The following is a 14320-nucleotide window of genomic DNA, read 5'->3' as shown; positions in this document are numbered from 1 at the left end:
TCGCGGATGCTAGCGTTCTACCGCGGCGAGCGCCTCCTGTCGGTGCTCGACGACCTGTTCGATCCCCTCCTTCTTGTCCTCCGGGTCCTGGAGTCCGTCGAGCCACCGGCAGTCAGCGTAGAACGCGACGAGGGCGGTGATCTCGTCGTCGGAGAGTCGACCGAGGTTGCCGCCGACCGAGGCGTAGACCGTCGGCGCCTCGACGCGTTCCGTGACGTCCTCGTACCGTCCGTCCTCGATCATCGCGTCGAGATAGTCGTACGAGCGTAGTTCGGCGGCGAGGGCTCCACGCAGTCGTTCAGTCCGGTCGCGCTCGCGCTTCCAGTAGAGGAGTCCGGAGGCGACGGCGGTCGTGATCGACCCGATGAGCGCCCCGAGGACGAAGCCGGTCGCGGTCCCGAGCACGGTCGTACGGACCGCGTGACACGGGGAATCCCCGTCCCTTGCAGACCTGTGGGTGGTCTGGACGACCGTCGTTGATTTCTGACCGTCGCAGGAGAAGACATATACCGCCGAGTTCTGAACGGAGTGACATGACCGACGACGACCCGGACCTCCGGGACGAGGTGCGGGAGCTGCGCGCCGCGGTCGACGACATCGACTCGCGGCTGTCGTCGCTCGAATCGGCGATCGAGCGACCGGCCGAGGAGAATCGGACGGGCGCGAGTGGCGACCCGGCGGATGCGCGATCAGAGGCGGACGCGGCCGCAGCGGGTGCGGCCGATGCGCCGTCGGCGGGCGGTTCGTGGGCTCAGGAACCCGGCCGGCCGTCGCCAGCGGACCGCCCGGCGGATGGGGAAGGAGGGCCCGTTGCGGATGAGGGACGAGGGCCACCAGCGGACGCACCGACCGACACCGACTCGGGCGGACGGGACTGGGAGCTCGACGTCGGCATCCGGTGGCTCGGCGTCGTCGGCGTCCTCGCCCTGCTCGTCGGCGTCGGCCTGTTCGTCCGCTACGCCATCCAGCAGGACCTCCTCGGGTACGCGGCCCGGATCGCCCTCGGCGTGGGGGCGGGCGCGGCGATGGTCGCTGTCGGCCGCTACGCCGCGCGGGACGATCGGTACCACCGCCTGGGCGGGATCGTCGTCGGGGGCGGGCTCGCCATCGCGGCGCTCAGCCTGTACGCCGCCTACGGCTTCGAGAGCTACCGGGCGGCCATCGGGACGACGCTCGGTGCGGCGGTCGCCGGCCTCACGGCGGTCGTCGCCGTCGGCCTGTGGATCTCACACCGGGACGACCGGCCGCTCGTCGGCGCCGAGTCGCTCCTGATCGGCTACCTCACGGCCGGCGTCACGATCCCGGAGTGGGGCGCGCTCACGCTCGCGTACGCGCTCGTCCTGACGATCGCCGTCGCCGCCGTCTCGATCGATCGGGACCGGCCGGCCCTCCCACTCGGCGGCGTCATCGGGAGCTACGGCGTCTACGTCGCCTGGCGGGGAGCGCTCGACGGCGGGCAGGCGCTCGCCGCCGGGGCCTTTCTCGCCGTGGCGTTCGGCACCTTTCTCGCGACGGCGATCCATCCGGGCCGGCGCGATCGGACCGGCTGGCGTTCCTGGCTCGACCACCTCCTCGTGGTGACGAACGCACTCGCGTTCGCGACCCTCTTCGCACGACTGTTCGCCGCCGGAGCCGCGGTGCCCCGTTCGCTCACCTTCCTCTCGCTCGCGGTCACCTTCGCTGGGATCGTCATCGCGGCCGACCGACGGCTGGTCCGCGAGACGCCGGCCGCGCCGTACCTCGCCGTCGGTTTCTACGCCCTCGCCGTCGACCTCGCGCTGGCGCCGGTCTGGGTCACGATCGTCCTCGCGGCGAGCCTCCCGGCCGCGCTCCTCGCTTCGATCCGGCTGGAGGACTCACGCGCTCGCCTGGCCACCCACGGGCTCGCCCTGGTTCTCGTGGCGAAGGTGGCCCTGCCGGACGCGATGGGATTGGCGCCGGTCGGGTTCGACCCCTGGGTCGTCCCCACGCGTCTCGTCGCGTTCCTGGCCGCCATCGCCGCGTGTTACGGCGTCGCGGTCCTCATCGAGCGCCGCTCGGACGCCAGGCCGTCGGCGAACCCCGACGCGCAGGGGCGCGACCCGGTCGCCGAATCCGACCCGCCGGATCGCGGCTCTCCCACCGGCCCGGCCGCTGAGTCCGACGCGCCGGACTCCCGACTGCTGGCTATCCCCGGGCGGACGTACGCCTGGGTCGGGACCGCGCTGGTGACGGAACTCCTCTGGCTGGAGCTATCGTCGTACCCCCTCTCGGTCGCCTGGGCCGCGTTCGCGCTCGCCCTCCTGGCCGTCGGCTTCGTCGCCGGACGTCGGTCGCTGCGCTATCAGGGGATCGCCCTCCTCGGCCTGACGACGGTCAAGGTGTTCCTCGTGGACACGAGCGGGCTCGACCCGCTCACCCGGACGCTGTCGTTTCTCACCCTCGGCGCCGTCCTCCTCGTCGCGGCCTTCGCGTACGCCCGCAACGCGGGCCGGCTGGGCGACTCAGCGGGTGAACCCGCCGCGAACGAGTAGGTGGCAGACGGGCGGTTGGTTCGTCGTCGACCGCGGACGTTCTCGGCGGCCCTGGCGCGCAGGGCCGACCGCACCCTCTCGCGTCGGTTCTGGTCTCGGTGGGCCGTCGACCGTCGGCTGGGGCTGCCGTTGGACGCAGATCGTGTACACGACTGCCCGACCATCTCGTCGGGCGACAAACGGACGCCTGGTACGTCACCGAGTAGCATCCGCGCGAACGGAGTGAGCGCGGTTTTCCGGCGGCGAAGCTGCCGGCCGTTTTCATCGACGGGTTTCGAGTCGACCGGGACCGGAGGTCCCACTGACCACGCGAACGGGTGCTACGCGCCCGTGAGCAGAGAACGAGTTGCGGGCCTGCGGCCCGCGACTGACTGCCGTGGCGGCGTCGCCGTCACGCGGGTCGGGCGAAGCGCGAACCCGACGAAGAAACGGGTCGGTGGTTAGTCGTCGCCGTCGTCCTGGTCTTCGATCGTCGTGGTCTCGGCGTCGAGTTCGCCGCGGTAGATCTCGACGCCGTCCTGGGCGACCTTCTCGGCGAGGACGGCGCACTTGATGCGCATCGGCGAGATGTCGACGCCGAGCAGGTCGGTGACGTCGTCGCGGTCCATCTCCAGGAGGTCGTCGACGGTGGTGCCCGGGAGTGCTTCGGAGAGGAGGCTCGCCGAGGCCTGGCTGATCGCACACCCGTCGCCGCTGAACGCGACCCGTTCGACGACCGTCTCGCCGTCGTCTTCGGTGAGGGCGACGTCCATCCGGATCTCGTCGCCGCACATCGGATTCTCGCCGACGTGGCTGAACGTGGGATCCTCGAGTTCCCCGTAGTTACGCGGGTTCTTGTAGTGGTCGAGGATCTGCTGTCGGTACATGTCCGAGCCGGTTCCCATTTGATAGCATTTCGTCGTGTCCGGTAAAAAGGGTTGCGCTGCAGGTGCGTTTCGGTTCGACGGCAGGCGACCGGCCGTTTCGTGACGGCGATCGAGGGGGTACGGGTGAACGAGGATTGCACCGGGTGAACGAGACCGTCCAGGAGACGACCGAGGGGTCACGGGGGATCGGGGCGTCCAGGGGTTGTCGAGGGCCCGCCTCCGTCCAGGGGTTGTCGAGGGCCCGCCTCCGGGGTGGACGGGGTGCTCAGTGACTCGTCTGGCCCACCTCGTTCCCGGCGCCGGCCGTCGCGTCGGTTCGATGGCGGGCGGTGGAGACGAGCAGCGTCCCCGCCGAGTCGTCCGAACGGCCGTCGCAGCTGCGGTGAGTGACGGCGAGCGGGTCGTCGTATCGCTCGCCGATGGCCTCGACGATGCCGGCGAACAGCGAGCAGGAGTCGGTTCGCGAGCGGAACTCGACGAAGACGGTCTCGTCGCCGACGACCGTACACTCGAGCGCCGGCGGTTCGTGGGCGGCCGCGGTGTGCGGGTTCGTCCGTTCGAAGATCTCGTCCAGGTGTTCGATGATCGCCAGGGCCGACCAGTCCGAGTCGACCTCGATCCGGCCGACCGTCAGCCTGTCCGGGCCGATCGCTGGGCCGACATCGGCGAGCAGTTCGGACCGCTCCCACGAGGTCGTCTCGACTGACACGTCGACCAGCGAGTCGCCGAGTCCGGCGGGCGCGTCGATCGACGGCACGGCCCACTGCGGATCCACGCAGTCGCGACTCCCCTCCCGTGATCGGTCCTGACCGGCTCGATCGTCCGGCCCCGACGCGTTCGCGTCGGTATCCCGCTCGGTCATCGGACCACCCCGGTATATTGGCGATGGTTCGCACCGACGCACCCTGCCAGATCTTGTTTTCTATAGTAACACTGCACCATGCGGTGGCAACAGTCGCACGTCGTTATAATACTTGCTTCGGGGATGCGGGTTGAAGACGGTGATGCTGGATCACTCGTCGATAGCAACCAGCTCCGATCCGACGTTGATCCCGCTGACACTGGGAGACGAGCGTGAAGCCCGTGATCTGGACGGAGCTTCAACCCTACGAAGGTCCTTCTGGAACCGTCTCGACGAACTGCTCGTGAGAGAACTCACCGAGGCTTCAACCCTACAAAGGTCCTTCTGGAACCAGGACGGTCCAGGAGGGGGTGGCCCCCTTATCTCGCTTCAACCCTACAAAGGTCCTTCTGGAACCATGAGCGATATTTACCGCCCCTACGGTGAGAAGTGCTTCAACCCTACAAAGGTCCTTCTGGAACATGAGTTAGTCAACGGAGAACCCGCGTGCGCGGAGTGCTTCAACCCTACAAAGGTCCTTCTGGAACAACCCGGACAGACGTGGACCGGTTCGGAAGTCCCGCTTCAACCCTACAAAGGTCCTTCTGGAACGACGATGTCTTTGGGCTGCGTATCGGCGTTCGCGTTGCTTCAACCCTACAAAGGTCCTTCTGGAACTGGCTCTTTGAGTTTCGACATTTCCGTTAAGATGTGCTTCAACCCTACAAAGGTCCTTCTGGAACCACTCTGCCCTACGTGCCACCGGAAACTAGAGTCGTTGCTTCAACCCTACAAAGGTCCTTCTGGAACTTTCCCCTCCAGATCGAGAATGGCATCAATTTTATTGCTTCAACCCTACAAAGGTCCTTCTGGAACCGTGGCCCGATCCACGACGGCGGGACTGTCACCCTGCTTCAACCCTACAAAGGTCCTTCTGGAACCCACCTCCGTCACGGTCAGTGGCCGTGCTCGAAGTTGCTTCAACCCTACAAAGGTCCTTCTGGAACACGCCGACGACTGCGACGCCGCGGGTGTCGTTGCGCTTCAACCCTACAAAGGTCCTTCTGGAACACCAAATACGTCTCACTGGAAATACTCTGAATCCGTGCTTCAACCCTACAAAGGTCCTTCTGGAACAGCGAGGACGATCGGGATCAGGTCGATTGTCATCTGCTTCAACCCTACAAAGGTCCTTCTGGAACAGTATTCGTGGGCCGCTCGGACCGCCGTGTGGTCGTCGCTTCAACCCTACAAAGGTCCTTCTGGAACGCTCAGAGTGTGGCGCCGATCTCGCGAGTACAGACAGCTTCAACCCTACAAAGGTCCTTCTGGAACCATGAGAATCAGTCCAGGTAGGTGGCCGCCGTGTTGCTTCAACCCTACAAAGGTCCTTCTGGAACTCGCGTTGCCAATTCCTCGGTCACTGTCTGGTCTGTGCTTCAACCCTACAAAGGTCCTTCTGGAACGGAATTCGGTCTCCCAGACCCGCCGGATTATAGCGGGCTTCAACCCTACAAAGGTCCTTCTGGAACAGTCTCGAATCACCAACTGACGCCTATAGGACTACCAGCTTCAACCCTACAAAGGTCCTTCTGGAACAAATGCCATAATGGTTATGGGTGGATCACTCTGTGCTTCAACCCTACAAAGGTCCTTCTGGAACTCGGTGACCGAGTCGTTGAGCAGGGCCCGCTTGATGCTTCAACCCTACAAAGGTCCTTCTGGAACTCAGACCCTTCTTCGTCCATCCCCCGGATGCGGGAGTGCTTCAACCCTACAAAGGTCCTTCTGGAACAGCAGTCCCGTCGTACGCGATCGAGCCAACAACCCCGCTTCAACCCTACAAAGGTCCTTCTGGAACTTCCTGTGAGGATGGAGTAAGGAACCATATCCGCAAGCTTCAACCCTACAAAGGTCCTTCTGGAACCGTTCTCTAGTTCGTCGTCAGTGGTTTCATTCATGGCTTCAACCCTACAAAGGTCCTTCTGGAACCTAGAGTCATACGACGAAGTGAGTCGGAAAGAGTTGCTTCAACCCTACAAAGGTCCTTCTGGAACAGCAGTCCCGTCGTACGCGATCGAGCCAACAACCCCGCTTCAACCCTACAAAGGTCCTTCTGGAACTTCCTGTGAGGATGGAGTAAGGAACCATATCCGCAAGCTTCAACCCTACAAAGGTCCTTCTGGAACCGTTCTCTAGTTCGTCGTCAGTGGTTTCATTCATGGCTTCAACCCTACAAAGGTCCTTCTGGAACCTAGAGTCATACGACGAAGTGAGTCGGAAAGAGTTGCTTCAACCCTACAAAGGTCCTTCTGGAACCCAATTTAGCGATTGGAGAACCAAAGAGACGGGGAGCGCTTCAACCCTACAAAGGTCCTTCTGGAACTCAGGCGTTCCACGTCATCGCTATTGCAGTAGCGTTCGCTTCAACCCTACAAAGGTCCTTCTGGAACTCAGGCGTTCCACGTCATCGCTATTGCAGTAGCGTTCGCTTCAACCCTACAAAGGTCCTTCTGGAACTAGTGGGAGTTGCATCCGAGTTGATGATTTTACCGAGGCTTCAACCCTACAAAGGTCCTTCTGGAACGACGGCGTCGGACATCTACAACGAGTTTGCCGACAGCTTCAACCCTACAAAGGTCCTTCTGGAACGAGGCTGACGTCTCCGATGCCTCCTGGACGAGCGGCGCTTCAACCCTACAAAGGTCCTTCTGGAACAGATGCCCTATCACGACCTCGAACTGATGGCGGCGCTTCAACCCTACAAAGGTCCTTCTGGAACTCATCCAGGCCGCGAGCCGCCGCTGGTCGCCGGTGTCGCTTCAACCCTACAAAGGTCCTTCTGGAACACGAAGTTGCCCACCATCTGCTTGCTCTGGAACGTGCTTCAACCCTACAAAGGTCCTTCTGGAACACCTTGAGCGTCACGGCTACAAGATCGGGATCTGGTGCTTCAACCCTACAAAGGTCCTTCTGGAACGGTGACGAGCTCTGGCTCATCGTCCGCAATCGGTTCGCTTCAACCCTACAAAGGTCCTTCTGGAACGATACTGCAGTCCGTGTGGCGGCTGGTCCGCCGTGAGCTTCAACCCTACAAAGGTCCTTCTGGAACACGGTCGGCTCGGCGGCCCCGCATACCCCGACAGTGCTTCAACCCTACAAAGGTCCTTCTGGAACTTGCATACGCAAGCCGAAACCCCTCGGTTTCGGAAACGCTTCAACCCTACAAAGGTCCTTCTGGAACTGGGGGACTCCGGTGATGGACACAGACTCCGGTTCTGCTTCAACCCTACAAAGGTCCTTCTGGAACACATACCAGGCAATCCGCACCCGTGGCTCACGGATATTGCTTCAACCCTACAAAGGTCCTTCTGGAACCATGGCCGATATCGGGCCATATAGCCCTCTCTATGCGGATTTCACATCAAGGTTTTCGTCGACCCGCAATGGTGTGTCAACCCCCGGGGGGTCGACGAAACTATGTGAACTTACTTCCTGGTTCGTCTGCGTCACCGAGGACAGTGCACTCAACTGAGGCAGATACGTTAGACTCGAAGATGTAGACTGAATCGTCTGTGTCGAGGACGTTGTGTATCTCATTTTGGATCGTGACGAGTTGTCCCTCCGTGATGTCGCCATAGAATACGGAGTACTGGATGTGTTCCAGATGTTTTCGCAGAAGCTTTCGGTAAATACGCGTCCGTTCGGCTGGCACGTCGTATGTGACGAGGACGAACACGTCACCACCACCGCTCCGTGGGCCGGTACGGTTCGCCGGTGAGGACGTGTTTCTTTAGCGAATACACGTCGGTCTGGACTAGCGTCTTGTAACTCACCTTTCGTTTCAATCTCGGATGCTCCACGGTTTGATCGAGCATTTCTTCGTAGACTTCCAGCACAGTCAACCGACCGTCCTCGCTCAATAGGCACCCCTCGAGTTCGCTTTCGAAGTCGTCAATCCCTAACTGCTGCCGGTTGACCACTCTGAACATCACTCGGTCTGCAAGAATTGGTTTGAATATGTCTGCCAAATCTAACGACAGGGTGAACCGTCTATCTCCGGGTTGGTGAACGTAGCCGACGGTGGGATCGAGCGCAGTATTTCGAATCGCCGAGACGCAGGTCGTGTAGACCATTGCATTGAGAAACGAAACGAGGGCATTGGCTTCGTTCGACGGTGGATTGTACTCCCTTCGCGTCAGCTCGAACGGATCTCTGAGAATATCGTCGAAACAGGCGTAGTACGCTTTACGCGCCGTCGCCTCGACACCGAGGAGTTCCTCGATGTCGCTGACGGAGCCTACCCGCTTTCGTTGTTGGTTGAGCGTCTGAATTTCACTGCCAAAGTCGTGGTCTCGAGTATGGTAGTACTTGAGATTCGCACGCATATTGTGGATACTCGCCTCGATCATCGATCGGGCAATCCGCATACGACGTTCGTGGTCATCGTATGCACGGACCTGTTCGACGATCGTGTTTCCGGACTGGTGCTGTCGCTTCGGCAGATAGGACCCTTTGTAGTAATCCTTCCAGCCGAAGACGTGAACCGCCGTCCCGTGTTCGTTGAGCAACCCGAGAGCCCGGGTGTTGAAGTCGATCTGGCCGTGCAGGTAGATCGTTCCGACGCTCTCGACCGGGAGATACTTCGTTTCGCCTTCGAGGGTATCGATCCTGAGCGTGTCTTCACTGCGGGACAGTTCGCCGTCGGCGAAGATGTGGTGGTTATCCTGTGGCATGAGTCACAACCAGCAGATGTCCTGGTAGAGACACGAGTCGCAGTACGGTTTCTTCTCGAGGGGCGGTGGACTATCGGACTCGACGACATCGATAATTCCGTCGAGGGTTTCCTCAACGCTGATGGCGGTGTCCTCGGTCAACTCTACCTGCTCGCGAGATCGTTCACGCGGATACGCCAATACACCGGACTTCTCGACGCCGTGAATCCGGTCCAGATACCAGAGGTAGTACAACAGTTGCATTCGTGGCGGTTTTTCCAACGACGAGGAGACCTTCACCTCCATCACGTCGCCGTCATCGAGTACGTCCAGGGCGATTCGACCGTCGATCGTGAACGACCGTCGGCTATCCCGGTAGCTCGTCTCGTCCGTGTGTGTCCCGCGCTGGATATTCGGCGTGCTTCGATCGATATCGATGCCTCTGGACATGAACCAGAGTTCCCGCCGGCAAACGTGGTAGTACTGGACCATCAACCCGGTGATCCGGACGGGTGGCTCACGGTGGGGATTCCGCTCGCGTTCGATGAGATCGTCGATCCGGTCCTTCTTCGAATAACTGGGACTTTCACTCATAGCACGGTGAATCGACCGGCGACCACGTCGTTGTCGTTCGCCACGAACCCGCCGCTATCGAGATCGTAAGAACCACCTGCGGTTTCAGGTCTATAAGCGAGAATCTGTACACCTTCTTGCTCTCCGCGCCTTTTTCGGTCAACTCTCGTCGCCTGGGTAAGTGTCCCCTCTGCGTCGCGAGCCGGGATCGACACGCGCAGATCGGATGCTTGTTGAAGGAGCTCGTATGCCCGAGGAGTGTTCCCATCGTTGAACGCGTCACCGATTGCCTCGAGGAGAGTTTTCTCTCGGTCAGTTACAGCGACGATGATATCGACGGTCGGATAATCCTCCTGAATGAGTGATTTCCGGCCAAGTTGCTTTGCTTCGCACCGTTCGATGTGATCGAGCAGCTCCTGGCTGGCGAGTGCCTTCTCGCGGATTCGTTCGAAGTACGTCGGAACTGCGCGCCGCGTCACTGTAAACTCGTCAACGTCGGATTGCGTTTCGAGGGTGTCTCGAAGCGTTTCGGTGATAATCGTCAAATGGCTGCCGAGATCGGTGCCGTAGACGTACTTGGCGGGCGTTCGGTCGACACCTCCGTTCGGATCGTCGGGATCATCGAGTAACCAGACCGTGACGCGGCCCTTCTCTTCACCCCACTCGAACGACCGATTACAGCGTCCGGCCGCCTGGACGATACTGTCGAGTGGAGCAAGATCACGGTAAACGCGAGCGAAGCTGAGGTCGACTCCGGCTTCAACCGCCTGCGTCGAGACGAGTACGAACGGGACGTCGCAGTCCGTCAGTACGTCGGCAAGTCGGATGAGAACACGTCGGTCCTTCGGTCGGTATCGCGAATTGAACGTCGCGAGGAAGAATGGCGGTTGTTCCGCTCTCGACCAGGACCACGACGCGTCGTTAACAGGGCCGCTGTCGGATCCGTCCCATTCACCATCTGGGGCGAACCCCAGACGATCGAGGACTGCCGATGCAAGCTGATCGATTCGTTCCGTTCCGCCGAAACGGCCATCGTCCGTAGCGGTTCGCCCCACTGTTGAAGTGCCTTCGGCCCTCTCAAGGACCTCTCTATACGTTTTTCCGATGTGTTCGACAGTCATTTCAGATGCCTGTGCTACGCTTTCAGTCAGCCGCCTCGAGCTGGCGATCGTGTTGCAGACAGTCAATGCAGAGCGTTCCGTTGCCCCCGCGTTTGCGCCGTGGGAGACAGCGTCGACGATCCGTTCGCCAGCCGTTTCGTGATCGAGGGGGATCGTCTCTGCGTCCGAAGCTCCAAAGGTCCACACTGAATCGTCGATGGTGTATCGCACCCGGCGCGCGTGGTGGTAATACTCGTCTACGTCGTCGAGCAATTCGACGGCCGACAGGTCGTCGGTAGTCTCGAACAGCGCCGGTTGGGTCGCCGTCATCGCGATCACCGTGGCATCGAACTCTGTCCGTAGCGTTCGAACGAGCCGCGGGATCGCCGCCCACCAACGTTTCGGTAGGGCCTGTGGCTCGTCGAGGATAATCACAGCGTCCTGTAACGCCGGGAATTTGAGCCCCTGGCTGTTTCTCGGACCAGCGAGACTCTCGAACAGTTGGACGAATGTCGTCAGTACCGTTCCCGATCGCCAACTCTCCCCGAGCATCGCATCAGCGCGGGTTCGCTGATCGGTTTCGGCTTCTCCATCCGTTCCGACCTCGGAATCGACGCGAGTGACTGTCTCACTCAGATAGTGGTGGACCGTCAATGCGTGTCCAGCCGGATCAGCGTCCCAGATATCCGGGTCCTCGAATATCTCGCGCGTCTGTTCGATAATCGAAGTGAAGGGCAGCGCGTAGACGACGGTAGGTTCTTCCACGAGTTTGCGCCGTTTAGCAATCTCGTCACGGAGTGTGAGCGCCGTCGTAATCCCAGTGAACGTTTTTCCGAGCCCGGTCGGAAGCGTTAGCCGACCGACGTCCGCTTCGTCGTCGAGCAGTCGGTCGACGGCGTTTTCTGGTGCGACATTCCTGGCCTGCTCCCGGAACCGATTCAGCGTCTGCTCTAACTCGTCGTTCGCTTCTAACCCTTCGACATACGTATCGAGTGCTTCGAGCGCAAGTGGCTCCCGTTCGAGTTTCGAGCGCGAGATACCGGCTGCACTGGTCTTGTCTGCAAGCGTCAGATGTCCCCAGTACCTGAGTGTCCTATCGTACAGCTCGGACGGAAGTGAATCGACGTCTTCTTTTTTGCTGTACCCCCGCCGCTCGGAAACCAGTTCGGCCAGTGACTCGTATACGGATTCGTCCGCAATAGCGCGAGCGAATCGGTTCCAGGTTGTCGTGTCATTCCCGGCCCTGACGAGTAGTTCGTCGGCTTTCCGGGCGTGGAGTTCGTTTTCCGGCTGGCCGATCGACTCGACCTGATCCGTCGCCCACCCCTTTACGTTGTTCTTCTCGTCCGTTTCGGTCCTATAGATGTCCGTAAACACGTGCGGGACGGCATCCGGAAGTGAACCGTGATGTCGCGAAATGGCTATAAATGCCGCCAGTGCGTCTCGGTCGTCACCGCCGATCTCCTGGACGACCCAGAAGGCTGCGAGCGCACCAAGTCGAGCGTGATAGGTTTGCTGTGGCGGTCCATGGAATTCGACGGTAGGATGGACCTTCCTCTGGAACGCCGGTGTCACCTTCCCAAAGTCGTGGAGCAGTCCGATGACGCTCGCAACTCGCTGTTCACTGCACGCTTCCGAACCCTCGAATCGGCCGAGGGAAAGCATTCGAGACTTCGTATCTTCGAGATGGCACTCGAGTTTGTAGTCCGGCTGACCGTCCCGTGGATGGGAAATAATGGAATCTATGGGCATATTGTCGGTACTGGCTACTCGAACGCGACGACGTGACCATTGACGTCCACCGGCGAGACCGTCTCGGAACGAATTTGCAACGATCCGCTTGCGAACGCATAGTCGATGAAGCCTGTCGTGCGGCGACCTCCTTCGTGCGCTTCCATGTAGCCAGGAACTCGCTCGACATCGTAGGCGACGCCCGCCTGTGGAACGATTTCATCGATCCCGTCCGGAACGGTGCTATCGACGCGAACCGACTCTCCGGTTTCAACCGATTCCGGTCGGTATTCGAACCGGTTCTCCTCGTCGATCGGCTCGGTCCACGCGAGGAACTCCGAGAGGCCCATCGATGGGGGGTAAAACGAGGTGTCCGTTTCGAGGCGATGTTTGAGAACGCTGTAGAATCGATCGTCTTCGACAGCCACGTCGATTCGGTAGGCCGGTTCGACGAGCAACTCGTAGCTATGGATTTGGCGGTTATCGGTGCTGTCCGGGTACTTGACCCTGATCGTCTTTTTGCCCGAACCACCTTTGCTGTCCATCGTCTCGCCGGGATGGGTCCCAAGTCCGAGCGTTGGTTGCGTTACCGTCCGAATCGGCGAGACCGGCGTGATGGCGACGGCGGACGATTCGGGCGCAAATATATCGTAGTAGCCGTCGCGGCTGACGCCGGCAATCGCCGCGAGGAGACCAGCCACGGTCGTTCGGGGTGGGATTCGGTAGGTCTGCTTTGTCACCGTCCGGTCAATTCGCCGGAAGTGACCCCAATCGCTACGGAGCACGAACGATAGACACTTCGACGGGACACCGTCACCGTCGACCGATGGTGCGGAACCCACATCGATCTCGTCCCCGATAGGTGCCTGGCTCGCAGTATCTCGTTTCGCCATCGTCTCACTCCGCCGGGGGCGCTTTGTTGAACTTCTCGTAGACGTCGAACCCGTCGACCGAAACGCCACGATCTTCGAGTTCGTCGGCTATCTCGTCAGCGGATTCGATTTCAGCGCCATCACACGTGACTGCCAATCGATCGCTTCCGGCGATGTGAACCGTACTGAGGTGGCCGTCGTCGGCCACGGACTCTAGCGTTTCGACGAGATCGCTGACGTCGAGACAGACGTCCCGAACCGAGCGCATCTCGCCGTCCGGTTTCGATTCGGCCTCGTCGAGCGTGATGGCGTTGTGCAGGTCCCCGACGTGGTAGCCATCGGTTGAGTACTCGGCCCGGACGTACAGCCGCGGTTCCTGGCCAATCTTGCTTCGCGAGATGGTCTGATTCTTGATCGCACGCCAACAGAGCGTATCGAGTCGCTCGACGTCTGCCGCTTTCAAGTGGGTATCGCTCGCACCGTTTTCGTCCACCAGCCCGTGAAACGGGAAGATTCCGTATTTGATCCGGTGATCGTCGAGTCCGAAGCCACCCTGTTCCTTCTCGTCCTGCGTCGCGATGACGCTCGTAAGCATGCTCGTCTCCTCGTTGGTTTCGACAGCGTTGAGCGAGCGGGCCGGCGAGAACTGGACCGGACCGGTGAACTGGCTCGGGAATCGTTCCTTGACGGCCTCGTACAGTTCGTCGTTGGTGTCCGCATTGAACGAGAGCGTCGCGCCGAAATATCGGATGTCGGTCGCTCGCGCCAGGAACTCGGTTTCGATGTCGTCAACCGCGTCGAGGTCCTCGACCGATTCGACTTCGTCGAACAAGTCGAGCGCCAGCGCTGCGCGGATCTCGGCCCCGTCGTCGGTTCGCTTGACGAAGATCGGATGGTTGTCGGCCCGCAGTTGATCACGGAGGTATCGCTTCAGTCGGACGTCGGTGATCGCCGCCTGCTGGGTGACGGGATCGATACGCGGGCGATTTTCGCCCATCGGGTCGCCGTTGGGATTGCAGTCCTGGGCGTCAGTTACGAAGACGATTTCTGAGCGGTTCGTGACGTCGGCATCGGCGTCGGTATCGGTTGCGGACATTGGTTTCTCGGTA

Annotated in this window: 10 protein-coding genes and 1 CRISPR repeat array; of the genes, 1 reads left to right on the top strand and 9 read right to left on the bottom strand. The window is 60.8% G+C overall.

The window, feature by feature from the left end; genetic code table 11:
• Positions 1-9: 9 nt before the first annotated feature.
• Complete coding sequence (locus NO366_RS02260) at positions 10-405, bottom strand: hypothetical protein (protein ID WP_256532691.1); 396 nt, start codon at positions 403-405, stop codon at positions 10-12.
• A 128-nt stretch (positions 406-533) separates the two neighbouring features.
• Here NO366_RS02260 and NO366_RS02255 point away from each other — a divergent pair, with 128 nt between their 5' ends.
• Entirely contained in the window at positions 534-2513 is a 1980-nt protein-coding gene (locus NO366_RS02255; RefSeq protein ID WP_256532690.1) for a DUF2339 domain-containing protein, read from the top strand.
• A gap of 440 nt (positions 2514-2953) precedes the next feature.
• Here NO366_RS02255 and NO366_RS02250 read toward each other — a convergent pair whose 3' ends face one another.
• The 8 genes from NO366_RS02250 to cas7b form a co-directional block, all read right to left on the bottom strand.
• Positions 2954-3397, bottom strand: coding sequence for an iron-sulfur cluster assembly scaffold protein (locus NO366_RS02250; RefSeq protein ID WP_256532689.1), 444 nt, complete (start codon positions 3395-3397; stop codon positions 2954-2956).
• A 247-nt stretch (positions 3398-3644) separates the two neighbouring features.
• The gene (locus NO366_RS02245) at positions 3645-4241 is read right to left on the bottom strand and encodes a hypothetical protein (RefSeq protein WP_256532688.1); all 597 of its coding nucleotides are present in this window, start codon (positions 4239-4241) and stop codon (positions 3645-3647) included.
• 235 nt (positions 4242-4476) lie between these two features.
• Positions 4477-7598: direct repeats of the CRISPR family, unit length 30 nt; unit sequence GCTTCAACCCTACAAAGGTCCTTCTGGAAC.
• A gap of 100 nt (positions 7599-7698) precedes the next feature.
• Positions 7699-7959: a CRISPR-associated endonuclease Cas2 gene (gene cas2, locus NO366_RS02240; RefSeq protein ID WP_256532687.1), complete on the bottom strand. Its 261-nt coding sequence runs from the start codon at positions 7957-7959 to the stop codon at positions 7699-7701.
• A 1-nt stretch (position 7960) separates the two neighbouring features.
• A complete protein-coding gene (gene cas1b, locus NO366_RS02235; RefSeq protein ID WP_256532686.1) occupies positions 7961-8956 on the bottom strand; it encodes a type I-B CRISPR-associated endonuclease Cas1b in 996 nt (331 codons plus the stop codon).
• Between the two features lie 3 nt (positions 8957-8959).
• Positions 8960-9529, bottom strand: coding sequence for a CRISPR-associated protein Cas4 (cas4, locus tag NO366_RS02230; protein WP_256532685.1), 570 nt, complete (start codon positions 9527-9529; stop codon positions 8960-8962).
• Entirely contained in the window at positions 9526-12360 is a 2835-nt protein-coding gene (locus NO366_RS02225; protein ID WP_256532684.1) for a CRISPR-associated endonuclease Cas3'', read from the bottom strand. Before NO366_RS02225 ends, cas4 begins: the two co-directional genes overlap by 4 nt.
• Positions 12361-12374: 14 nt before the next feature.
• Complete coding sequence (gene cas5b / locus NO366_RS02220) at positions 12375-13232, bottom strand: type I-B CRISPR-associated protein Cas5b (RefSeq protein WP_256532683.1); 858 nt, start codon at positions 13230-13232, stop codon at positions 12375-12377.
• Between the two features lie 4 nt (positions 13233-13236).
• Positions 13237-14307: a type I-B CRISPR-associated protein Cas7/Csh2 gene (cas7b, locus tag NO366_RS02215; RefSeq protein WP_256532682.1), complete on the bottom strand. Its 1071-nt coding sequence runs from the start codon at positions 14305-14307 to the stop codon at positions 13237-13239.
• Between the last annotated feature and the right edge of the window lie 13 nt (positions 14308-14320).

Origin of the sequence: Halovivax cerinus (genome assembly GCF_024498195.1) — an archaeon.
Taxonomy (GTDB): Archaea; Halobacteriota; Halobacteria; order Halobacteriales; family Natrialbaceae; genus Halovivax; species Halovivax cerinus.
The sequence above is the reverse complement of the archived record's forward strand: the minus strand, read 5'-3'. Positions and strand labels throughout refer to the sequence as shown.